This is a genomic window from Lacinutrix chionoecetis, from assembly GCF_053604665.1.
This window is the reverse complement of sequence record NZ_JBSHNQ010000073.1, coordinates 18,989-43,201: the sequence shown is the minus strand read 5'-3', so window position 1 is coordinate 43,201 and position 24,213 is coordinate 18,989. Positions and strand designations below refer to the sequence as shown.

Here is a 24,213-nt window from a genome sequence, read left to right as displayed (position 1 = left end):
TTAGCCACCACAATTCATGAATTCAAAATCCATAAGCTGTTTTAAATTTCCAAACAATGAAAGGTTTGTATCATATTTAACCTTTATACTGCAACCCTGATTTATACCATAGAGTAAAACAGCTCCTAATAATGCAAATCCGCCAAGGGCAATTATGGTTATACAAATTGCAATTGTCATTGGTACAAGTACGGGCTCATTTATAATAATATTTCTTCGTAGTATTGAATGATTTATTGGATTTAATGCGTTAAAAAGCTTTATAGCATCCACACCTTGAACGCGTAGAATGAATGGTGTTTTCTGTTTCATGAAACTCAATGCGTCATTAAACCAATTTGCATTACCAAAAATTACTATAGGCTTTATTATTGGTACTGTTACACTGCTTGGCTTATAAGAATACACTTTTAAAGTGTATCTACATTTGCTAAATGGACCATTTGTCCAAAGAACTCTTATTTCTGCATTTCCAGTAGCATTCTTTTTGGGAGCGCCTACAACTATAAAAGTTGCAGTACCTGTATGACCAGATGCTTGAGAAATTGTATAATGTGAGAACTTTTCGTTATTAGGAATTTTGAATTTTAACTTATCCATTCCAGCACCACTAGCTGGCGTATTTACATTTCCGTGTGATTTTGTTTTTTTATATACTAATGTTGACATGTTTTCTATTTTTTTAAGATTAATGTTATTTTTATAAAGGATATAACGCAATTAATCAATGTGAAATAAATTAGAAAACACTACCAAAAAACCTAATAATAATATGCATGACTAATATTTAATGAGTTGAAAAACAATAGTTTAATATTGATTTTTGCTCAAAAATATTTTACAACATTAATACAGGAGTGTCATATTATGTGAATATGAAAAAATAGGACTAATTGAAATGTCTTTGTTTAAATTGTGAAGGTGTTTCACCAGATATTTTTTTGAAGGATGCATTAAAAGCCGATTTAGAATTAAATCCAGCTTCCAACCCAATAGCAACCAAGGTGTAGTTTGAAAATTCTTGGTCAAGTAAATACGTTTTTGCTTCTTCCACGCGTAAAGCGTTTATGTAGTCTTTAAAGCTAATACCTAATTCAGTATTTATAATTTTTGATAGATGACCTTGACTTAATGCTAAAGATTCGGCAGTTTTTTCTAAAGTTAGTGAAGCATCTAAAAAACGTTTTTCGTTTTCTAAAAAATCTTTTAACCTTTCTATAATGAGATGCTTAGGGCTTCTTTGTTTGGTAGAAGCAACTGTAGACTTTCTTTTCTTTCTAATATGTTTTCGTTCTTCAACTATTCCATATTTATAAATACCAATATGGCCTAACCAATATATTATAATAGCAATGGCAATCCAAAGTGGATAAAAGGATATTTGTCCTGGAAAATAGACATATAAAATATTAAGCCCAATCCACAAGAGCGTTAACACAAACATAATGGTTAGTGTTACCTTAAGCCATTTTATATACAATATAAAACCGTTTGGAGCAAACTGCTCTTGCTTTTCATATTTATTAACCATTCTAATTAATAGAAATAGAATAACGATGTGAAAAATTGCAGAAAGGAGTTCGTCATAAGAAGATAAATACAAACGTAAACCGTCAGTAAATTCGTTGTTTCTTATATTAACTAAAACCTTATATAAAAGGCTTAAGCTTAATGAAATTAAAAAAGGTATAAATAGGAGTTTTTCTTTTGGTTTAAAAGCTCTTTCGGGATATAAATAAAATATAACGTAAAAATATAAAAGTGCCGGAATTAAATTCGAAATGGGAAAATAATAGTAGCTATACAGTTGATTTAATGTGATTAGCTTAATATCCTCCAAATACCATTGCAAATTACCTAAGGAGTAAATAACAATTAAAACGATTAAAAAATACATGCTTTTATGTCTGTATTTTTTAGAAAACAGTACAACCAAGCTGAAGATTATTCCTTGAATAACTCCAGCTAAGATTATACTATTAAATAAGTTGAAATTCAAATACTTCTTATTACAGAAGTATAAGATACATAATTAAAACGCGTTTACAATAGCAATAAAATCTTCGGCTTGTAAAGCTGCACCTCCAATTAAACCACCATCGACATCGGGTTTAGAGAAAATTTCTTTGGCATTTGCAGGTTTTACGCTACCACCATAAAGTATAGAAATAGTATCTGCTATTTCGCTACCGTATTTAAAGTCTATAGTCTGTCTAATATACTTATGCATGTCTTGCGCTTGTTCTGGGCTTGCTGTTTCACCTGTACCAATTGCCCAAACTGGTTCGTAGGCTAAAACAATATTTCTAAAAGCGGAATCTTCTAAATGAAATAAAGCATTTTTAATTTGATTGCCTACTACATCCTCTTCATTTCCAGCTTTCCTGTCTGACAATTCTTCTCCAAAACAAAAAATTATACGTATGTCATTTTTTAAAGCGGCATCTACTTTTTTGGCTAACATATCGTCAGTTTCATTAAAATAAGCACGACGTTCGCTATGGCCTAAAATGACTGTGTTTATACCAATACTTTTAAGCATTGACGCACTTATTTCTCCTGTGTAAGCACCCTTTTCTGCGAAATGCATATTTTGTGCAATCACTTCTATATTAGAACTTCTTGTGGTTTCGAACGCCTGATATAAGTTTGTATAGGGTGGTGCAATCATTACTTCTGCCTTAGAAGTTTGCTCTTGTTTTAAAAGATCTGCAATCAACGACTCGGTTTGTGGCAAATCGTTATTCATTTTCCAGTTACCTGCTACTATTTTTTTTCTCATTTTCTCTTAACCTTTCCAAGTAGAAAGGAATTTATTAAATTATACTTCTTTTATTCTAAGGTTACTTTAGGGTCCAGCCATGCATAAATTACATCAACAAAAATATTGATAATTATAAAGAGTAAGGCAATAATTAACACAGAACCCATAATCACGGGTAAATCTAACGTGTTCAATGCGTTTACAATTTCTTTTCCTAAGCCATTCCATCCAAATATATATTCTACAAAAACAGCACCTGCAAGCATCGAAGCAAACCAACCAGAAATAGCTGTAACAACTGGATTTAGTGCGTTTTTAATAGCGTGTTTTCTAATAATTTGAAATTCGCTCAAGCCTTTTGCTCGTGCCGTCCTAATATAATCTTGATTAAAAACTTCTAACAAAGAGTTTCGCATAAGTTGAATAACAACTGCCAAAGGTCTAATACCTAAAACAATAGCTGGAAGTATTAAGTTCTTCCATTTAATATTTACATTTTCACCAAAATCGTCAAGTTCGAAAAGGCTACCAGTCATTTCAAGATTGGTGTATTTATGCAATACAAAACCAAAAAACCAGGCGAATAGAATAGCACTAAAAAAGGATGGTACACTCATGCCAACTGTGCTTAAAATTTGTATGGCTTTATCTAAAAACGTATCCTTTTTTAATGCAGAAATAACGCCTAGACTAATACCCAGCAATAGCGCAATAATTATTGCGGACACAGCTAAAACAAAAGTGTTAGGTAGCGTCTCTGCCAAAACAGTGCTTACTTTTTTTCCTTGTTTGGTAAACGATTCTCTTAAATAGGGGAACTTTAAAACAGTAGTTGTGTTGCTAAAGTTAAATAGCTTTACTGCAGTATATTTCTGGGCTCTTAAAAAGGTATAATCACCTTCAGTATTCGAGTGAAACGAAATAGGAGAGAGGTCGTTTAGATAATAAAGATACTGTGTGCTTATAGGTTTATCGAAACCATATTTTTTTTTAACGATTGCTAATTGCTCGCTATCTTCGTTCTGTCCCAGCATCATTTGTGCTGGATCTCCAGGCAAAACATTAAATAAAAAGAATATTACAGTAACTACTCCAAATAATGTAAGTAGTGCGTAGAATGTTTTATTTAGGAAGTAGCTAATCAGTTTGGCTTTCTTTTAATTCTATTCTAAGGTATGATGTATAAGATTTATTGTCTGCTGCATTTATAGAATCTAGTGCGTTACCTTCAGACCTGTTTTTTATAACGTACATTTCTTTAATGCTTTCAGGATCTAATTTTTCAACCTCTTCTTTTGTTGATATCACGTTATTAATTAAACGAACTGTTCCATCATCTACAACTGGCTCTGGTTTTCTCTCAACTTCTGGTAAATCTAAATCATCCACATCGTTAAAATGTTCTTTTTGTATTACCGTTCCTTTTTCAAGTTTTAAAATACCTGGATTAGAGCGAACTACTGTTTTTAGCGCTTTTTCGTCACACAAATAAAAATCGAAATTTAAATTATATTTCTCTTTTGTTAATTGCTTTGCCTCAGCTCCAGAAGCAGTTAAACCAATAACTGTATAGCCATTTTTAATTGCTTTATCTGTAGCTCTTTTAATATTTTCAAACCCTTCCTCGTTGGCTGTTTCAAGGCTGTATGCAACGACCATAATGAGATGGTCTTCGGCTAAAAACTTATCTGTTAAATTCTCGTCTTCAGTTTCTATCGAGAAATCTTTTACTGGAGGATCGTAACCTTCATCAATTATTTTAGTTTCTACACCAACATATTCGCCATCTACTGTTGGATAACTGCCATCTGTTACAAATTCTTTCTCTTCACCATTAACCTTAAAAGTCCAGGTAAATTCTTGCACAGCTTTTGGAGCATTTTCTGGAACAACCATACCATCAGCAATGTTTGCTCCTACTTTGTAAGCCCTAAAATCCCATGTTGGTAAATGCATTAACACATGATAACCAAACCAAAGACTTCCTATAAAGCCTAATAGTGCTAAAAGCGTGGTTGGGAATTTGCCAAAAATTGGCTTTATGTGTTTCACTCCAATTACTAAAACAAGAATGAGTATTAAAAGTATTAAATCTTTTGTGAAACTTTCCCAAGGTTTCATAGGAAGGAAATCACCAAAACAACCACAGTCTTTTACTTTTTCGAAATAGGCCGCGTAAAATGTTAGGAAGGTGAAGAAAACAATCATTGCCAATAGCATCCAAACGGTAAATTTTCGTTTGTAACCAATAAGCAAAAAGACACCTAAAACAACTTCCAAGACCACTACAAAAACCGAAATACCCAAAGCGTAAGGGTCTAAAGAAGGTAAGTTTAAAACATCTGAAGAAAAATATTCTTGTAGTTTATACGAAAATCCAAGAGGGTCGTTAAGTTTTATCAATCCAGAAAAGATAAATAAACCACCTACCAAAAATCTGCAAATATGTACTAAGTATTTCATAAGTTATATTAAAAACACACGCTGTCTCATTTTACAATGGGAGTACAACCTGTAATATTATTGTTCGTTTAAATGAATCATTGCAAAAATCGCATAATTAATCATGTCTTGATAATTAGCATCTATACCTTCGCTTACAAGCGTTTTACCTGCGTTATCTTCAATTTGTTTTACTCGTAATAATTTCTGTAAAATTAAATCGGTTAAAGAACTCACACGCATGTCTCGCCAGGCTTCACCATAATCATGGTTTTTATCTTGCATTAATTGTTTGGTAATAGCTACTTTTTCATCATACAACATAGTAGCTTCTTTAGTAGATAAATCCGGCTGCTCTACCACACCTTTTTCAAGCTGAATCAATGCCATAATACAGTAGTTTATAATACCTATAAACTCACTTTGCTCACCTTCATCTACTTTTCTAACCTCGTTTTGTTGCAAGCCTCTAATACGTTGTGCTTTAATAAAAATCTGGTCTGTAAGCGATGGTAATCTTAAAATACGCCATGCACTACCGTAATCACTCATTTTTTTTACAAACAGACTACGACAAGTTTCTATAACAGCATCGTATTGTTTCGAAGTATCTTGCATAAATTGATTCAATTTTGCGTAAATTTCGCATAAAATTGTTTAAAATTCAAGGTTTCACGTTTATACTTTTTAAATGTGTTACAAACAACTAACTTAAAGGTACAAATGACCATTAATTGTAACGGTAAACTTATCGATTTGTCCACACCAAAAGTAATGGGCATTCTTAACATTACTCCAGATTCTTTTTACGATGGTGGATTTTACAAAGACCAATCTAAAATAATTAATCAAGTGCAAAAAATGCTTGATGAAGGTGCCACTTTTATAGATGTTGGCGCTTACAGTTCTAAACCCAATGCAGAAGAGGTATCTTTAAACGAGGAACTCCAGCGTATTATTCCAGTTATCGACTTGCTTGTAAAGCAATTTCCAGACCTTGTAATTTCGGTCGATACGTTTCGTGCTGAGGTAGCAAAGCAATGTGTTGAACGAGGCGTAGCAATTGTTAACGATATTTCTGCGGGACATTTAGATGAAAAAATGCTGGAAACAGTAGCAAAATTAAATGTACCTTATATAATGATGCACATGCGAGGTACGCCCAAAACCATGCAAAAACAAACAAGTTATGATGATGTCTTAAAAAATATTCTCTTTTATTTTTCTGAAAGAATAGCGGCAGCGAGAGCATTAGGGATTATTGATATAATTATAGATCCAGGTTTTGGCTTTGCTAAAACACTTAAGCAGAATTTTGAATTATTAAATAAATTAGAGGGCTTTAAAATAACAGATGTGCCATTTTTAGTTGGTGTCTCTCGCAAGTCTATGATTTATAAAACACTAAAAATCTCGCCAGCCGAAGCTTTAAACGGAACCACAGCGCTAAACATGATGGCTTTACAAAAAGGAGCAAAAATTTTACGTGTTCACGATGTAAAGGAAGCAGTAGAATGTGTTATTCTCTATAATCAGCTTAATCAATATAGTACTCCTTAAGATGTTTCTTTATATTTTTTTTAAAATGAATACACTAATGTCTTTAAACTTAACTATCTAAACTTAAATTAGAGAATACAGTAATTAATAATGAAGAATTTATCTTTAATTAATATATTTAGTCTTTCTTAAACAAACATCATCCATTGGAAATTTTCGACAGTATTTTAAATTTTGGAATAAAGGATTATATAGATGTCTTTCTTGTAGCCTTGTTATTGTATTATGTGTACCGCTTAGTTAGAGGCACTGTAGCAATTAATATATTTCTTGGTATTGTATTTATATATTTCATTTATTTAATTGTTGAGGCGCTTCAAATGGTGTTGTTAACCAAAATTCTAGGTGGTTTTATAAGTGTTGGGTTTATTGCGCTAATTGTGGTATTTCAACAGGAAGTTAGAAAGTTTTTATTAATGATTGGTTCTACCAATTTCGCATCCAAACGTAGTTTTTTAAGACATTTAAAATTCTTAAAAATGGAAACCGTTACGTCGTCCACCACAGATATAGAAGTTGTTGTTGCTGCGTGTAATAAAATGGCAACAAGCAGAACAGGTGCGCTTATTGTTTTGGAACGCGAAAACAATCTTGATTTTTTAGTAAGCACAGGTGACGAAATGAATATTAAAGTTACTCAACCCATAATAGAAAGTATCTTTTTTAAAAATAGTCCGTTACATGATGGTGCTATTATTATAGAAAATAATGTGGTTAAAGCAACACGTGTTATTTTACCCGTGAATAACGAGAAAACCATTCCGCAACGCTTTGGATTAAGACATAGAGCAGCAGTTGGTATTACAGAACGCACAGATGCTATTGCAATAGCTGTGAGCGAGGAGACCGGACAAATTTCATGCTTTAGAAATGGCGCCTTTGTAGATTTTAAAGATTCTACCGAGCTTATTAAAATTATTAAAGAAGATTTAATTTAAATGGTTTGTAAGAATTGTAGTAATATTATTTCAGATCGTGTAAACTATTGCAACAATTGTGGTGCAAAAGTAATTAGGAACAGGTTAACGATGCGTAATCTGTCTCAAGACTTTGCCTACAAATACTTTAATTACGATAACAAGTTTCTTAAAACAATAAAAACGCTAATTACAAGTCCAGAAGTTGTTATAGAAAGTTATATTAATGGCACGAGAAAAATGTATGTAGATGCCATTAGTTTTTTCGCAATAGCACTTACCGCTGCAGGTTTGCAGTTGTTTATAATTCAAAATTTTTTTCCAAATGCGTTCGATGTTGTCACTTTAGCCGGACAGTCTGGAATGGAAGATTTTCAGAAAGCAAATATGGAGAGTCTTCAAAAATATCAGTCGCTTTACATGATGGCATACATACCAATGTATGCGTTAATTACAAAGGTTGTGTTCTTCAACAAAAAGCGATTTAATTTTACAGAGATATTGGTTATTTACTTATATCTACAGGCACAAATAACCATTTTACTTGCAGTGGTAACTATTGCATTAGTAGCATTACAAGTTAATATGATGTATGTTGGGTTTATTAGTATGCCTTTTATGGTAATTTATATTGGTTACGCATTAAAACGGCTATATAAAATAAGTGTTCCTGGCATTATTTTAAGAACCATGGGCTTTTTTACTGTGTTATTTATAGTATTTGTAATTGCCGCAGTTGGTTTTACAGCATGGATGTTTTTAACCGAATCAGGGCAAGAATTTATAGAGGTTCAAAAAGCAGCAAAGGAAGCTGCTAAGCTCAAAAGTTAAGCTACTTCTGCTTTTAGGAATTGTACCTCGTAAAGATTTCTATAGTAGCCATTCTCTTTTTTAAGTAGTTCTGTATGTGTGCCTTGTTCTACAATTTCTCCAGCATCCATCACAATTATTTTATCGGCTTTTTGAATAGTTGCCAAGCGATGTGCAATCACTATAGAGGTTCTGCCTTTGGTAATTTTATCTGTTGCATTTTGTATTAACTGTTCAGAATACGAATCGACAGAAGAGGTCGCCTCGTCTAAAACTAAGATACTCGGATTTGTAACATAAGCCCTTAAAAACGAAATTAACTGTCGTTGACCAGAACTTAACATCACACCACGTTCTTTTACGTTGTAATTGTAGCCGTTAGGTAAACTTGAAATAAAATCGTGTATGCCAATATCTTTTGCAGCTTGAATAACTTGAGCCTCTGTAACTTCTGGATGGTTTAGCGTAATATTAGCCATTATAGTATCTGCAAACAAAAACACATCTTGAAGCACCACAGCTATTTGGCTGCGTAAAGATGCCAATGTAACGGTTTTAATGTCTATGGCATCAATGGTTATTACACCACTATCAATTTCGTAAAAACGATTTAAGAGGTTTATAATTGTAGATTTTCCAGCACCAGTAGCGCCAACTATCGCAATAGTTTCACCAGCATTTACATTTAAAGATATGCCTTTTAATACAGCTTCATTTTCAACATAACTAAAATGCACCTTTTTAAAAGATAAATCACCCTTAAAATGTGAAGCTTCAATATGTCCAGTGTCGTTAATTTGGGAGGTGGTATCTATTACTTTAAAAACACGTTTGGCAGCAACCATTCCCATTTGTAACGTATTAAATTTATCGGCTATTTGTCTTAATGGTCTAAATAGTAGCGGAATCATAGTGGTAAACATAAATAATTCGCCTGTTGTGGTTGTATTACCCACTACAACCATTAAACCACCAAAGTAGACTATTAAACCTGTTGTAATGCCTGAGAGAAAATCGGCAATTGGAAAAAATATAGAGTTGTACCAAATGGTTTTTAACCAGCCTTTTTTATGGCGCTCGTTTATAGCTTTAAAGTTTCTGTTTTCTGTAGCCTCTCTGGTAAATAATTGGAGTATTTTCATACCAGTTACACGTTCCTGTACAAAAGAGTTGAGGTTTGAAACTTCTGTTCTCACTTCTTCAAAAGCCTTTTTCATGTAACGCTGAAATACTTTAGTAGCATATACAACTATTGGCATCGTGACAAAAACTATTAAACTCAGTTTAAAATTAGTAAAAAGCATAACAATGGAAATTACTAACATAACCATAACATCACGCATAATCATAAACAAACCTTGACCAAAAATATCGGCAATACGCTCCATGTCTGTTACAGCACGTGTTATAAGGGTTCCTACGGAAGAATTGTCGTAGTACTTCATTTTAAACTTTAACATATGATTGAATAATATCACGCGAACATCTTTAACAATGTTTTGTCCCAGCCAGGCTGCATAAAATTGAAATAAAAACTGAAAAACGGTTTGCAGTAAAAGCAAAACAATCATTAATACAATATAAAACAAGAACCCTTCTTTTTGTAGTGTTTTAATATTATCGTCTATTGCTATTTGCAACAATTTTGGTGTGGCAATACTTAAGACACCAATGATTAAAACGGATAATAAAACACCATAAAAAACGGTTTTGTATGGCTTTGTGTATTTAAACAAACGTTTAAATAAGGTAATATCGAATATGTTTTCTTTCTTATTATTCAATTTAATTATTATAGTTTTATAGTATCTGGATAGTTAACTTCGGTTAAATATAAGCCATGTGCAGGCACAGAAAAGCCAGCCTCACTTCGGTTTTTAGATTTTATTATATCGTGGAGCGCATTCACTTCAATTTTACCAATACCTATGTTGATTAAGGTACCAACAATTGCTCTAACCATATTCCTTAAAAAACGATCAGCTTTTATGGTAAATTGTAATTCGTTTGCTACCACGTTCCATTCGGCTTTCATTATATCACAATTATACGTTTTTACATCTGTATTACTTTTAGAAAAGCATTGAAAATCTTTATAGTCCAATAAAATTTTAGTAGCCTCTTTTAGTTTTTCAATATCTAAATTTGGCTTTAATAAGAAAGCTTGATCCCTATTAAACGGGTTTTTTTCTAATGCAATACGGTATAGATATTCTCTGCTTACAGCATGAAAACGCGCATGAATATCGGGCTTTACCTTAAAAATATTTTGAATGGAAATGTCTTCTGGTAAAAAAGAATTTAACTTATACTTTAAGTTTTCTGTATCAAAACTAACAGCTGTGTCAAAATGAGCAAAAAGCTGTAAGGCGTGAACTCCTGCATCTGTTCTGCCAGCGCCAACGGTAGCAATTTGTTCTCTTAATAAAGTTAATAAAGCCTTTTCAAGAACCTCCTGTACAGATATTGCGTTAGGTTGTATTTGCCAACCATGATATCGCTTACCGTTATATGAGAGTTCTATGAAATATCGCAAAGAAACTTGTATTTTTGTGTTTTAATCAAGACACAAAGATAGTTGTTTTTGTTACTAAAGAAATGCTAAATAATAATTAAAAGATTTCCGATTTCTCGGAAACCAAAGATGAAAAAAATTCTCCTCCTTTCAGATACGCACAGTTATATTGACGACGACATATTAAAATATGTTAAACAAGCCGATGAAGTCTGGCACGCCGGTGATATTGGAGATATTAAAGTAACCGATACCATTAAAAAGCTCAAACCTCTGCGCGCTGTGTATGGTAATATCGACGATGACAAAGTGAGAATAGAGTTCCCAGAACATAATCGTTTTATGTGCGAGGAGGTAGATGTTTGGATAACCCACATTGGTGGCTATCCAAGTAAATATAATGTAAGAGTGCGAGAAGATATTTATAAAAATCCACCAAGAATCTTCATTTGCGGACATTCGCACATTTTAAAAGTCATGCCAGATAAAAAGCTTAATTTAATCCATATGAATCCTGGAGCTGTTGGCACACACGGATTTCACAAGGTAAGAACCATGTTGCGATTTACTATTGACGGAAAAAAAATTGAAAATTTGGAGGTGATTGAGTTTCCAAGACGCTATTAGTTTTTTTTTGAAGGAAAGTAAATAAAACCTAAAAAAAAAAGCCCAAGATCTTCACCTTGGGCTCACGCACTAATACTACTAAGATGTTAGGTTTATCGTAATCTATCTACAGATTTTACGAGATCTTCGTCCTTTTTAATTGCCTTATTGGCCAACGCCAATAATACAATAGACAGAATAGGAAGAAAAATCCCAATACCTTTCTCAGAAACTAAAGCTTCTCCAGATACATTTAGAGATTGATATACAAGTAATCCTAGTAAAATAAAGTTTAATATGATGTTAAGTCGTCCCAATACAAATTGAAACTTCCTGTTTTTAAACATAAATATAGATAACAAAGATAATGTTGCAGAGCCTAAAAATAAGCTAAAATACAATAACTCATCAACAGCAAAGACTTTTACATTTTCATTAGTTATCCATAAATGAAAAACAAATATCAATCCAGCCGAAACAGCTCCGGCAAGCAATAAATAAACAGATTGAATACGTTGTAACATTTATTTTAATCGAAAAATTAGAGCTTCAAAAATATAACTTCTTTTGGAAATTTTAACTAAAAACTTAAAATAAAGTCGTATTATTGCATAAGCGCATTGCAACAATCACATTAGCAAGACGTTAATTCTTCAAATTTATATTATAATTTTCTTCGGAAATTTTCAACAACATATTTTTTCAAAAAATATCAATAAACAATTCATGTTTGAAATCTCACAATTAAAAGAAATGAAACTTCCTGAGTTACAGGAAATGGCAAAAAAATTAAGTATTCCTAAGTTTCGTTCATTAAAAAAATTAGATCTTGTTTATCAAATTTTAGACAAACAAGCGGCGAACCCTAAAGCTGTACAAGAAGTAAAAGTAGATGGACCTCCAGCAGAAAAAACTACTACAAAACCTCCTGCTAAACAGAAAAAAGAGCGCACGCCACGTCCTGCGACAAATAAAAATAAGCCGAACCCAAAAGCGAAACAAGAAACATTGGCTTTTAAAGAGGACGATAAAAAAGACAATAAAAAACCAGAATCTAAAACAGTAAAAGAAGAGACAAAGGAGCAAAAACCAAAGCCTCAACACAAGAAACCTGTTCATAATCATCAAAATAAAAAAGACGATAGTAAAAAAGATCCTAAGCAAAATCGTCAAAACAATCAGAAAAAAAATCAAAATAACAACCAGAACCGTAACCAGGGAAAAAATGGTAACACACACGGAAATAGCGATACACGTAATCGTTATCGAGAACCAGATTTCGAATTCGATGCTATAATTGAAAGTGAAGGTGTGTTAGATATCATGCAGGATGGATATGGATTTTTACGCTCTTCAGATTACAACTATTTATCATCTCCAGACGATATTTATGTTTCGCAATCTCAAATTCGTTTGTTTGGATTAAAAGTTGGAGATACAGTTTTAGGAAATGTTCGACCTCCTAAAGAAGGCGAAAAATATTTCCCTCTAATTAGAGTTAATAAAATTAATGGGCAAAGCCCCAATGTAGTTAGAGACCGTGTGTCTTTCGAGCATTTAACACCGTTATTTCCGCAAGAGAAATTTAATATTGCAGAAAAGCAAGCTACAATTTCTACTCGTATTATGGATTTGTTTGCTCCAATTGGAAAAGGACAACGAGGCATGATTGTGTCGCAACCTAAAACGGGTAAGACTATGTTGCTAAAAGATGTTGCAAATGCAATTGCAGCTAATCATCCAGAAGTTTATCAAATGATTTTGTTAATTGATGAACGTCCGGAAGAAGTAACAGATATGCAGCGTAATGTTCGTGGTGAAGTCATTGCTTCAACATTCGATAAGGAAGCTCATGAACACGTAAAAATCGCTAATATCGTTCTTGAAAAAGCTAAACGATTGGTGGAGTGTGGACACGATGTGGTAATTCTGTTAGACTCTATAACGCGTTTGGCAAGAGCTTATAATTCTGTGCAGCCAGCATCTGGAAAAATTCTTTCGGGTGGAGTAGATGCTAATGCTTTACACAAGCCAAAACGTTTCTTTGGTGCTGCACGTAACATTGAAAATGGAGGCTCGTTAACTATTATTGCTACAGCGTTAACCGAAACCGGCTCTAAAATGGACGAAGTAATATTTGAAGAATTTAAAGGAACTGGTAATATGGAGTTACAGTTAGATCGTAAAATTTCTAACCGTCGTATCTTCCCGGCAATCGATTTAACATCTTCAAGCACGCGTAGAGACGATATATTATTAGACGATAAAACCATTCAAAGAATGTGGGTAATGCGAAAATATCTTGCTGATATGAATCCAGTAGAAGCCATGGAATTTATTAACGATCGTTTTAAACAAACAAGAAATAACGAAGAGTTTTTAATCTCAATGAACGGATAGAAAAAACCTTAAGCACAAGAAAAAGCCTTGATTATTAGTCAAGGCTTTTTTTTGTTTTAAAATTTACGTACAATAATTATTATTAGAAATAACCAAATACAAAAAAGCCTATCGAAGATTCGATAGGCTTTTTTTATTGTAAATTTAATCTAATTACAGAGCAGCTACGTGCAATGTTAATCCAGATTTTAAGTTAGCCGCTTTATTAGCGTGAATAACATTAGTCTTTGCTAATCTATCTAACATAGAATATACAGTAGGTAACATTGCTTCCGCTTCTTTTTTATCAGTTAAGTCACGTAATTTTTTTATAGCATTACGCGTGGTCTTATGCTGGTATTTGTTTCTTAAACGTTTAGATTCGTTACTTCTAATTCTTTTTAACGATGACTTATGATTTGCCATTAGTTTATTTTTTCTTTATTAAAAAATTGTAGCCCGTAGGGGAATCGAACCCCTCTTACATGGATGAAAACCATGCGTCCTAGCCGATAGACGAACGGGCCATTTATTTTAGAGTGTGCAAATATAAATTATATTTTTATTTATGCAAAACTTTTCAAATAACTTTACAACGTTTCCATTGCGGATGCAAAAATACAACTATTTTCTACTCTTGCAATATCTAATTAAACTTTTTTTAAACTTTTTTTAATTAGTATGCTTTTGCAAATAATACTCTACGTTCTGAAGGCTTTCCAGAATAAACACAAACTCCATCTTCTTGCTTTCCTTCTAAAGGTAAACAACGAATAGTTGCTTTAGTTATTTCTTTAATCTTGTCTTCAGTTTCTATAGTGCCGTCCCAATGTGCAGAAATAAAACCGCCTTTGCATTCTAAAACAGACTTGAATTCATCAAAATTTTCAACCTCTGTTACATGAGAATCCCTAAAATCTAATGCCTTCTTATATAGCGAATTTTGAATTTCTACCATTAAGACTTCCACCTTATCGGTTAGGGAATCTATAGAAATGGTCTCTTTTGTTAAGGTGTCTCTGCGAGCCAATTCTACAGTTTTATTTTCTAAATCTCTAGCGCCAATAGCTATACGAAGTGGTACGCCTTGTAATTCGTGCTGAGCAAATTTAGCTCCAGGACGAAAAGTTGTTCTGTTATCAAACTTAACAGTAATATGTTTAGCTCTTAAATCTTTCATTATACTGTTTACAGCAATGGTTATCTCTTCAAGCTGTTCGTCTGTTTTATAAATAGGCACGATTACCACTTGGTTTGGAGCTAAATTTGGAGGCAGTACTAAGCCTTGGTCATCGCTGTGCGTCATAATTAATGCGCCCATTAATCGCGTTGAAACGCCCCATGAAGTTGCCCAGACATAATCTTGTTTTCCCTTTTTATTGGTAAACTTCACATCAAAGGCTTTGGCAAAATTTTGTCCTAAAAAGTGCGAAGTACCTGCCTGAAGTGCCTTTCCATCCTGCATTAATGCTTCAATACAATAGGTTTCAACAGCTCCGGCGAAACGCTCACTTTCAGATTTTAAACCTTGAATTACAGGTATAGCCATAAAATTCTCTGCAAACTCTGCATAAACGTTGTTCATTGTTTCTGCCTCGGTTATCGCCTCAGCTTTGGTCTCATGTGCTGTGTGTCCTTCTTGCCAAAGAAATTCGGCTGTTCGCAAAAATAAACGAGTTCGCATTTCCCAACGTACGACATTTGCCCATTGGTTTATTAATAAAGGTAAATCTCTGTAAGATTGTATCCAGCCTTTATAGGTATTCCAAATAATTGCTTCGCTCGTCGGTCTTACAACCAACTCTTCTTCAAGTTTAGCTTCAGGGTCTACCCGTAATTTCCCTGGATTATCAGGGTCGTTTTGTAAGCGATAATGTGTGACAATTGCGCACTCTTTTGCAAAGCCTTCGGCATTTTTTTCTTCTGCTTCGAATAGACTTTTAGGTACAAAAAGAGGAAAATATGCATTTTGGTGTCCTGTTTCTTTAAACATTCTATCCAATTCTGCTTGCATTTTTTCCCATATAGCATAACCGTAAGGCTTAATAACCATACAGCCTCTAACTGCGGAATTCTCGGCCAAATCGGCCTTAACAACCAGTTCGTTATACCATTTTGAGTAATCTTCGGCTCTACTTGTGAGTTTTTTGCTCATATTCAGTGTTTTGGCACAAATGTTGTGACTATGTTAAAAAAAAGAAATAGTTGGACAAAACTAACTATTTTTGTTATGTTCAACAATAAAAACAAACAGTTATGCAATTAAAAAAATACTTACGGATTAAATTACCAGCATTTGCTGCTATTTTATTGTCTTTTGGACTTACATCTTGTGGTTCTTACCAATACGTTGGTCAGGATAGTGATGGTGTATATGGAGATGATGATAGGCAGGTTGAGGTTATACAAACTGAAACTGATGACGCTGGAAACGATAACTATTATAAAAACTACTTCAAGGAAAAGTCTTTAGAAATGGAGGCAGCTGATGCTAATGAGGTTTTTGTAGATATTGATGCTTATGAAGGCTCGTATGCCGAAGATGGTACACAACAATCAAATACAGGCTACGGCTCATGGGGTGAAAATGGTAACGAAGTTTCAATAAATGTATATAACAATGGTTTTGGGTACTATAATTACTGGAACCAACCATTTTATGGATGGAATAGATGGGGTTGGAATAGACCTTATGCTGGATGGAATATAGGTTTTGGCTATGGATATGGTTATGGAGGATTTGGATGGAATGCAGGATTCTATGATCCTTTTTGGGGTCATCCATTTTACGGATATGGCTACGGCTATGGTTATGGAGGCTACCCATATTATGGTGGTTTTTATGGAAGAAATCATAGAGGATTGGCTTACAATTCTACAAGAAGAGGTTCGGTTTATGGAAGAAACTCTGTCTTAGGTAGAAGGGTAGAAGCTTCAAGAAGAAGTAATACCGCTACACGTACTAGAACATCTTCTACTCCAAGAGTTAGGTCAACAAATACGCCAAGAGTGAGAACAAATACGCCAAGAGTACGAACTAATAGCTCTACACCAAGAGTTAGAACAAATACACCAAGAACAAGAACTAATAGTTCTACGCCTAGAAATCCTGCTCCAAGAGTGAGATCAAATACTCCAAGGTCGTCTGCTCCAAGAGCAACTTCCCCGAGTAGATCAAGTCGTTCTTCTGGATCTACGCGATCTTCTGGTGGTTCTAGAAGAAGAGGTTAGAATCCAAACTTGGTTTTTCAGAAAAAAAATAAAAAAAAGAATATGAAAAAAGGAATATTTTTAATCATAGGTGCCCTATCTATGCTTACAATTAACGCTCAGGATATAAATGATGCATTGCAGTACAGTAATGGAGAAATTATTGGATCTGCACGATATAGAGGTCTTAGCGGTGCATTTGGAGCTTTGGGAGGAGACTTAAGTGCTATTAGTGTTAATCCTGCAGGTTCTGCTGTATTTACAAATAGTTTTGCATCTGTTTCTATTAATACAAGTGATGTAGATAATGAAACGTCTTATTTTGGAGGTCAGGGAGCGACGTCGGATTCAGATTTTTCTCTAAATCAAGGTGGTGGTGTTTTTGTTTTTAGAAATAGAAACGAAAATTCTCCATGGAAAAAGTTTGCGTTAAGCATTGCTTACGATAATACTAAAAACTATGAAGATAGTTGGAGGTCAAGAGGAACTAACACAACGTCAATCGATCAGTACTTTTTAAATAATGCACAAGGTTTGCGTTTAGATCAAATATCTGCATTTACTGACGAAACGACTACTGATGCTTACTCAGATATAGGTAACATCTATGGGTATCAGCATCAACAGGCCTTTTTAGGTTTCTCTTCTTTTATTCTAGAGCCAGACAGTGATGCAGGCGATAACACTATTTATACATCGAATATAGCAGCGGGTAATTTTGATCAAGAATACTCATATGCAGCTACTGGTTATAATGGTAAAATAGCGTTTAATGTTGGAGCTCAATATGGAGAAAATTTATATTTAGGTCTTAATTTAAATTCTCATTTTCTAAATTTTGAACGTTCTACTTTTTTATACGAACAAAATGATAATGCTGGCTCCATTGTAAATCAAGTGGGATTTGAGAATAATATTTTAACTATTGGATCGGGCTTTTCGTTTCAGTTAGGAACCATCTATAAATTATCAAATGAGTTTAGAGTTGGATTTACTTACGATTCTCCAACGTGGATGACAATTACAGAAGAGAGCTCTCAATATCTTGAGACGGTTAGAGTAGATGGAGATGAGAATGTGTTGCAAATTGTAGATCCACGCGTAGTGAATTTATTTCCAGATTATAATTTGCAATCGCCTGGAAAAATTACCGGTAGTTTAGCATATGTTTTTGGAACTCAGGGACTGTTAAGTTTCGACTATTCAAGAAAAGATTACAGTAACACAAAGTTTAAGCCAACCTCTGATGCGTACTTTAGTGCGCAAAATAATATCATTTCAGAAACATTAACTACTGCTGCAACCTACAAATTAGGTGGGGAGTATAAGGTTAATCAATTTAGTTTTAGAGGCGGATATCGTTTCGAGGAGAGTCCTTATGAAAATGGTGAAACCATTGGTGATCTTAATGGGTACTCTTTAGGGTTAGGATACAATTTTGGCAATACTAAATTAGACTTAACTTACGATGCATATAAGCAAACAAGAAATCATCAATTATACAATACTGGTTTAACAGATGCCGCAACTATTGATGCTAATAATTCTAGTATTACTTTAACTTTAGGATTTCAATTATAGAAATTTTAGAACCTTGTAAAAGGGCTTCTGTTTTAATCACAAAAAAAGCGTTTGAATAGTATTTATTCAAACGCTTTTTTTATGTGTAGATTTAACTATAATCTAATTTATATTGGCATTTTTAACTGTTTTTACAATTCTGCCAGCAACTTTGTATGGATCGGCATTAGATGCAGGACGTCTGTCTTCCAGCCAGCCTTTCCAACCGTTTTCTACAACTATAATTGGAATTCTTATTGAAGCTCCTCTGTCTGAGACGCCATAGCTAAAATCGTCTATAGAGGCTGTTTCATGTTTTCCAGTTAAACGTTGGTCGTTAAATTCTCCATAAACATTAATATGTTCTTTTACTTTAGGTCTAAAAGCTTCGCAAATTTTCTCGTAAGTTTCTTTACTTCCACAAGTTCTTAGCGTAGTGTTAGAGAAATTAGCATGCATTCCAGAGCCATTCCAGTCTGTATCGCCTAACGGTTTTGGGTGGTATTCTATATAATAGCCATATTTTTCTGTTAAGCGGTCTAAAAGATAGCGAGCAATCCAAATTTCGTCTCCAGCTTTCTTAGCACCTTTTGCAAATAATTGAAACTCCCATTGCCCCGAAGCAACCTCTTGATTTATACCTTCAAAATTTAAACCAGCGTCGATACATAAATCTGCATGCTCTTCAACTAATTTTCTGCCATGCGTATTTCTTCCACCAACAGAGCAGTAGTATAAGCCTTGAGGTGCAGGATATCCACCAACAGGAAAACCTAATGGTAATAGTGTTTTTCTATCCATAATAAAGTATTCTTGCTCAAAACCAAACCAGAAATCATTATCTTCATCTTCAATTGTGGCTCTACCATTAGACTCGTGAGGCGTTCCATCTGCATTTAGTACCTCGGTCATAACTAAATATCCATCTCTCCTTGCAGGATCAGGATAAATAGCAACGGGCTTCAATAAACAATCAGATGATCCTCCAGATGCTTGTTTTGTAGAGCTTCCGTCAAAAGACCAAATTGGACAATCTTCCAGTTTTCCACTAAAATCATTTTCAACTTTAGTTTTACTTCTCATGTTTTGAGTTGGATAGTAGCCGTCTAACCAGATGTACTCTAATTTTGATTTACTCATAATAACTTTAAATAGAATTAATATTTGATTGCAAATATATATTGAAATTTTTATAACCCATATATTTTTATAGGTTAAATTCTATTTTTTATGAAATATATAGTAATAACCCTCTTTTTTTTAGGGTATACTTTTTTTAATACAATATTCGGTGCCTAAATTACTATATTTGTAAAAAAATAATAATAGTTTATGTCAACACTTCGATTTTTCGCAATAAAAGAAACATTAAATAGAAAACCACTTTTAATTAAAGAGGATAGACGGCGTTCAGAAATTTTTGGACAAAATGTTTACGATATAAAAAAAATGCGTCAAACCTTAACGAGTGATGCCTTTAAGAGCTTAAATAATGCGGTGGAAAAAGGGAGTAAGATAGATAGGAATATTGCAGACCAAATAGCTTCGGCGATGAAAGATTGGGCATTGTCTAAGGGCGTTACACATTACACGCACTACTTTCAGCCTTTAACAGGTTCTACCGCAGAAAAACACGATGCTTTTTTTGAGACTATAGAAAACAATGGCGCCATAGAGCAGTTTGGAGGTAATGAATTAGTACAGCAAGAGCCAGACGCTTCGAGTTTTCCTAATGGAGGCATCCGTAACACGTTCGAAGCAAGAGGTTACACGGCTTGGGATCCAACATCTCCAGCTTTTGTTTATGGCACAACATTATGTATACCTACGGTTTTTGTCGCATATACAGGAGAAGCATTAGATTATAAAACACCTTTACTTAGGGCGTTGCAGGCGGTAGATAATGCAGCAGTAGCGGTTTGTAAATATTTCGATAAGAACGTAAAAAAGGTGAATGCATCTTTGGGGTGGGAACAAGAGTATTTTTTAATAGATAGTGCCTTAGTGTCGTCGCGTCCAGACATTTTATTAACAGGGAGAACTTTATTAGGGCATGCTTCGGCAAAAGGCCAGCAGTTAGACGATCATTACTTTGGGACTATTCCAAATCGTGCTATGGCTTATATGCGAGATTTGGAAACCGAGTGTATGTTATTAGGAATTCCTGTAAAAACAAGACATAACGAAGTGGCTCCAAATCAATTCGAACTTGCTCCTATATATGAGGAAGCAAATTTAGCGGTAGACCACAATGCCCTTCTCATGGATTTAATGGATAAAGTAGCCGAAAGACATAACTTTAAAGTTTTGTTTCATGAGAAACCTTTTAAAGGCATCAACGGGTCTGGGAAGCATAATAACTGGAGTTTAAGTACTAATACTGGTGTTAATTTATTGAGTCCTGGAAAAACACCAATGAGCAATCTTCAATTTCTTACCTTTTTTATAAATACCATTAAAGCAGTACATGATAATGAAGAATTACTACGTGCTGCGATAGCATCGGCCAGTAATGATCACAGATTGGGAGCTAATGAAGCGCCTCCAGCAATTATATCGGTCTTTATAGGCGAACAACTGACTAATGTTTTAAATGAATTAGAAAACGTAACCAATGGAAAGCTCTCGCCAGAAGAGAAAACCGATTTAAAGCTAAACGTAGTTGGTAAAATTCCAGAAATACTTTTAGACAATACCGATAGAAACAGAACGTCTCCTTTTGCGTTTACTGGGAATAAATTTGAATTTAGAGCAGTAGGTTCTACAGCCAATTGTGCTAACCCAATGACATTGTTAAATTCTATTGTGGCAAAACAACTTATTGACTTTAAAAAAGAAGTTGATGCGCTAATAGAAAAAAAGGAACTTAAAAAGGATGAAGCTGTATTTAATATTTTAAGAGAATATATTAAAAAGAGTAAAGCAATACTCTTTGAAGGAAATGGATATGGCGAAGCGTGGGAAAAAGAAGCTAAAAAAAGAAAACTAAGTAATAGAAAATCGACTCCAGAAGCGCTTAAAGCTAAAATTTCTAAAAAAGCCCTGTCCTTATATAGTGACTTGGGTGTAATGAACCCAACAGAAGTTGAAGCTCGTTACGAAATAGAGTTAGAAGATTACATCATGCGTATTCAAATAGAAGGACGGGTACTTGGTGATTTAGCTAGAAATCATGTGGTGCCCACAGCTGTAAAGTATCAAAACACCTTGATAGAAAATGTAAAAGGCTTGAAAGAGATTTATGGTAAAGACTTAAAAAAAGTAGCTGCCGCGCAAATGCTTTTGCTTGAAGAAATCTCCACGCATATAGAGTCTATAAATAATATGGTAAATAAAATGACTGATGCAAGAAGAGTTTCTAACAGCATAACATCATTAGAAGAAAAGGCTAAATCGTATTGCAATACCGTTAAGCCGCTGTTTGAAGATATAAGATACCATTGCGATAAATTAGAATTGTTGGTTGACGATGAGCTTTGGCCGCTTACAAAATACCGTGAACTTTTATTTACTACGTAGAACTACGTAGTTGTAAAACAATGAATTATATTTTAGAAGTAGTAAAATTCTTACTTAAAAATGCATTTCGTCGATGTAACCAAATAGGTAATCGAAAAAAGGACAATAATGCTGGTTTTTTTGATGCAACATTAAATTTCTGTTGATTAAATTCTATATATTGCACATGCTATTAATCAATATATATTTAACATGAAAAAAGTAATTTTTGGTGCTGCGGCACTATTATTCTCAGGTGCGATGTTCGCACAAGTTTCACAATCAGATTTAAAAGCCGTTGACGGTACAGACACAGCAGATGCTCAATTAGCTGTTGATTTGGCTACAGACGATGGTAACTATGGTGAAGCAATTCAAACAGGTAACACAAACAAATTACAAGTATTACAAGCTGGTACTAACCAATCTTCTTACTCAGAGCAAGGCGATGGTTTAGGAACTGGAGACAACAGAGCAAGAATCTGGCAAACAGGTGATGTATCTGGTATTAGTGGTGTGGATAACGCTGCAGATGTAAGACAATTAGGTTCTGCAAACGAATCGACTACTATGCAAGAAGGAGATTCTAACGAAGCTGTAACACGTCAAGGTTTAAAAGACGGTGGATTAAGCGGTGGAAACAAAGCGTTAATAAACCATGGTACTTCAGAAAATGGTGAGTTTAACTATGCTATGATTGAGCAAGATGGTCAAACTAACTCGGCTTGGACGGTACAATCTTGGGATAACAACGAAGCAAGAACAGTACAAGAAGGAGACAATAACATGTCTGGTACACGCCAAAAGTCTGGTCCTAACGGTTCTGATGGAAACTCAGCATTAGCAGAGCAGTATGGCGATGGTAACTCTTCTAAAATGTATCAAGAAGGTCATAATAACTATGTGCAAGCGGCTCAAAAAGGAGACGGCAATAAGGCAGACCAAAGACAAGAAGGTGACTTTAACGGAGCTTATGTAGATCAAGGTCAAGGTCTTTATGGTGTTACAGATGGTCTTACAGGTCCTGCATTAGATCTTTATGCAGATCCTTTAGCAACTCAAGGTGATGGTGGTCCAGATTCTCAAGCTGGTATTGCAATACAAAGACAAGATGGTGATGGTAACTTTGCTTACACATCTCAGTATGGTTCAGATGCAGAAGCAAGCAACCATGCAGAGCAGTATCAAGTAGGTAATAGTAATCAAGCTGCTATAGATCAGAATGCTAACGGTATCGCTAATGGTGGCGCTAATTATGCTCGTCAAGACCAAACAGGTGATGCTAACATTTCGTATACTGGCCAAAACGGTAGAGATCACAAAGCGTATTCTCGTCAAAATGGAGATTTTAACATTGCATTAGCGTCTCAAAAAGGAACTGCAAACTTAGTAAGTACTTACCAAGAAGGTGAAGACAACTGGGCAGTATCAGGACAAAGAGGTCATGATAACCAAGTGCTAATTGTACAAAAGAACGATGGTATTTCTGGTGGACATAGCTTTAAAGCTAGCCAAAATATAGACGATCCTTATTCTAATGGAAATAACACTATTCAAGTATTACAATTAGGACCAAGTGGAGATATTATGGGACAGCATGAAGGATGTGACTTCCAAGATGCAGTAACTCCAGGTATGCCAGCAGGTGTAGATGGATTTGATTTAGATGCGCCTTGTGCTCCTGGTGCAGCTGGATGCTAATATCTAAATTTTAAGATTAAATAAAATAATTTAATCAAAACCATACTTTAAAAGAGGATGCCTTATAGCAAGCATCCTCTTTTTTTATTTCGAATACTTTTGTTTAAAAAAATAGGCGGTTTTAAGAGTTTGTTTTAATTTTTAAAATGGAATTGATTTTGAGCTAAATAATAGTACTACGTAATTTTACTTAGATAGCTACGTATTTCTACGTACTTGGTAATTAGTGTCTTATAGCGTCTGTTTTCTAC

The 24,213-nt window shown here is 34.1% G+C and carries 21 protein-coding genes and 1 tRNA gene; 9 read left to right on the top strand and 13 right to left on the bottom strand.

Annotated elements, in window-relative coordinates:
* From ACVC43_RS06710 to ACVC43_RS06685, 6 genes are all read right to left on the bottom strand, one after another.
* Window positions 1-669, bottom strand: coding sequence for a hypothetical protein (locus ACVC43_RS06710; protein ID WP_452223805.1), 669 nt, complete (start codon window positions 667-669; stop codon window positions 1-3).
* A gap of 220 nt (window positions 670-889) precedes the next feature.
* Window positions 890-1,897 carry a helix-turn-helix domain-containing protein gene (locus ACVC43_RS06705; RefSeq protein ID WP_452223804.1) on the bottom strand — a complete coding sequence of 336 codons (1,008 nt, stop codon included), beginning with the start codon at window positions 1,895-1,897 and terminating at the stop codon, window positions 890-892.
* A 135-nt stretch (window positions 1,898-2,032) separates the two neighbouring features.
* Window positions 2,033-2,782 carry a triose-phosphate isomerase gene (gene tpiA / locus ACVC43_RS06700; RefSeq protein WP_452223803.1) on the bottom strand — a complete coding sequence of 250 codons (750 nt, stop codon included), beginning with the start codon at window positions 2,780-2,782 and terminating at the stop codon, window positions 2,033-2,035.
* 50 nt (window positions 2,783-2,832) lie between these two features.
* Window positions 2,833-3,909: an ABC transporter permease gene (locus tag ACVC43_RS06695; RefSeq protein WP_452223835.1), complete on the bottom strand. Its 1,077-nt coding sequence runs from the start codon at window positions 3,907-3,909 to the stop codon at window positions 2,833-2,835.
* Window positions 3,902-5,227 carry a BT_3928 family protein gene (locus ACVC43_RS06690; protein ID WP_452223802.1) on the bottom strand — a complete coding sequence of 442 codons (1,326 nt, stop codon included), beginning with the start codon at window positions 5,225-5,227 and terminating at the stop codon, window positions 3,902-3,904. The genes ACVC43_RS06695 and ACVC43_RS06690 overlap by 8 nt, the downstream gene beginning before the upstream one ends.
* Window positions 5,228-5,284: 57 nt before the next feature.
* A complete protein-coding gene (locus ACVC43_RS06685) occupies window positions 5,285-5,824 on the bottom strand; it encodes a DUF1599 domain-containing protein (RefSeq protein WP_452223801.1) in 540 nt (179 codons plus the stop codon).
* Between the two features lie 105 nt (window positions 5,825-5,929).
* Between ACVC43_RS06685 and folP the strand changes: the two genes are divergently transcribed.
* The 3 genes from folP to ACVC43_RS06670 all read left to right on the top strand — a co-directional run bounded on the left by folP (window position 5,930) and on the right by ACVC43_RS06670 (window position 8,514).
* The gene (gene folP / locus ACVC43_RS06680) at window positions 5,930-6,766 is read left to right on the top strand and encodes a dihydropteroate synthase (protein WP_452223800.1); all 837 of its coding nucleotides are present in this window, start codon (window positions 5,930-5,932) and stop codon (window positions 6,764-6,766) included.
* Between the two features lie 146 nt (window positions 6,767-6,912).
* Complete coding sequence (gene cdaA, locus ACVC43_RS06675; protein WP_452223799.1) at window positions 6,913-7,704, top strand: diadenylate cyclase CdaA; 792 nt, start codon at window positions 6,913-6,915, stop codon at window positions 7,702-7,704.
* Complete coding sequence (locus ACVC43_RS06670) at window positions 7,705-8,514, top strand: DUF3667 domain-containing protein (RefSeq protein ID WP_452223798.1); 810 nt, start codon at window positions 7,705-7,707, stop codon at window positions 8,512-8,514. It begins immediately after the preceding gene.
* On the opposite strand, the gene ACVC43_RS06665 is transcribed toward ACVC43_RS06670, so the two are convergent.
* Both ACVC43_RS06665 and truA read right to left on the bottom strand, forming a co-directional pair.
* On the bottom strand, window positions 8,511-10,277 hold the full coding sequence (locus ACVC43_RS06665; protein ID WP_452223797.1) for an ABC transporter ATP-binding protein: 1,767 nt from the start codon (window positions 10,275-10,277) through the stop codon (window positions 8,511-8,513). The genes ACVC43_RS06670 and ACVC43_RS06665 overlap by 4 nt on opposite strands.
* Window positions 10,278-10,285: 8 nt before the next feature.
* Window positions 10,286-11,029, bottom strand: a complete 744-nt coding sequence (truA, locus tag ACVC43_RS06660; protein WP_452223796.1) for a tRNA pseudouridine(38-40) synthase TruA — start codon at window positions 11,027-11,029, stop codon at window positions 10,286-10,288.
* 108 nt (window positions 11,030-11,137) lie between these two features.
* Here truA and ACVC43_RS06655 point away from each other — a divergent pair, with 108 nt between their 5' ends.
* Window positions 11,138-11,635 carry a metallophosphoesterase family protein gene (locus ACVC43_RS06655; RefSeq protein ID WP_452223795.1) on the top strand — a complete coding sequence of 166 codons (498 nt, stop codon included), beginning with the start codon at window positions 11,138-11,140 and terminating at the stop codon, window positions 11,633-11,635.
* 92 nt (window positions 11,636-11,727) lie between these two features.
* Here the strand turns inward: ACVC43_RS06655 and ACVC43_RS06650 are convergent, their stop codons facing one another.
* Window positions 11,728-12,138, bottom strand: coding sequence for a DUF4293 domain-containing protein (locus tag ACVC43_RS06650; protein WP_452223794.1), 411 nt, complete (start codon window positions 12,136-12,138; stop codon window positions 11,728-11,730).
* 202 nt (window positions 12,139-12,340) lie between these two features.
* On the opposite strand from ACVC43_RS06650, the gene rho reads away from it, so the two are divergent.
* The gene (gene rho / locus ACVC43_RS06645) at window positions 12,341-14,014 is read left to right on the top strand and encodes a transcription termination factor Rho (RefSeq protein ID WP_452223793.1); all 1,674 of its coding nucleotides are present in this window, start codon (window positions 12,341-12,343) and stop codon (window positions 14,012-14,014) included.
* A 153-nt stretch (window positions 14,015-14,167) separates the two neighbouring features.
* Here rho and rpsT read toward each other — a convergent pair whose 3' ends face one another.
* The 3 genes from rpsT to proS form a co-directional block, all read right to left on the bottom strand.
* Window positions 14,168-14,419, bottom strand: a complete 252-nt coding sequence (rpsT, locus tag ACVC43_RS06640) for a 30S ribosomal protein S20 (protein ID WP_452223792.1) — start codon at window positions 14,417-14,419, stop codon at window positions 14,168-14,170.
* A 29-nt stretch (window positions 14,420-14,448) separates the two neighbouring features.
* A tRNA-Glu gene (locus ACVC43_RS06635) sits at window positions 14,449-14,520 on the bottom strand.
* A 149-nt stretch (window positions 14,521-14,669) separates the two neighbouring features.
* Entirely contained in the window at window positions 14,670-16,148 is a 1,479-nt protein-coding gene (proS, locus tag ACVC43_RS06630) for a proline--tRNA ligase (protein ID WP_452223791.1), read from the bottom strand.
* Window positions 16,149-16,249: 101 nt separating this feature from the next.
* Here proS and ACVC43_RS06625 point away from each other — a divergent pair, with 101 nt between their 5' ends.
* Both ACVC43_RS06625 and ACVC43_RS06620 read left to right on the top strand, forming a co-directional pair.
* Window positions 16,250-17,224 (top strand): hypothetical protein, encoded by a 975-nt coding sequence (locus tag ACVC43_RS06625; protein WP_452223790.1) that lies wholly within the window; start codon window positions 16,250-16,252, stop codon window positions 17,222-17,224.
* 42 nt (window positions 17,225-17,266) lie between these two features.
* Window positions 17,267-18,784 carry an OmpP1/FadL family transporter gene (locus ACVC43_RS06620; RefSeq protein ID WP_452223789.1) on the top strand — a complete coding sequence of 506 codons (1,518 nt, stop codon included), beginning with the start codon at window positions 17,267-17,269 and terminating at the stop codon, window positions 18,782-18,784.
* Between the two features lie 102 nt (window positions 18,785-18,886).
* On the opposite strand, the gene ACVC43_RS06615 is transcribed toward ACVC43_RS06620, so the two are convergent.
* Complete coding sequence (locus ACVC43_RS06615) at window positions 18,887-19,903, bottom strand: glutamine synthetase beta-grasp domain-containing protein (protein WP_452223788.1); 1,017 nt, start codon at window positions 19,901-19,903, stop codon at window positions 18,887-18,889.
* A gap of 192 nt (window positions 19,904-20,095) precedes the next feature.
* On the opposite strand from ACVC43_RS06615, the gene ACVC43_RS06610 reads away from it, so the two are divergent.
* The gene (locus tag ACVC43_RS06610; protein ID WP_452223787.1) at window positions 20,096-22,282 is read left to right on the top strand and encodes a glutamine synthetase III family protein; all 2,187 of its coding nucleotides are present in this window, start codon (window positions 20,096-20,098) and stop codon (window positions 22,280-22,282) included.
* Between the two features lie 192 nt (window positions 22,283-22,474).
* Window positions 22,475-23,962, top strand: a complete 1,488-nt coding sequence (locus ACVC43_RS06605; protein ID WP_452223786.1) for a curlin — start codon at window positions 22,475-22,477, stop codon at window positions 23,960-23,962.
* Window positions 23,963-24,213 lie beyond the last annotated feature (251 nt).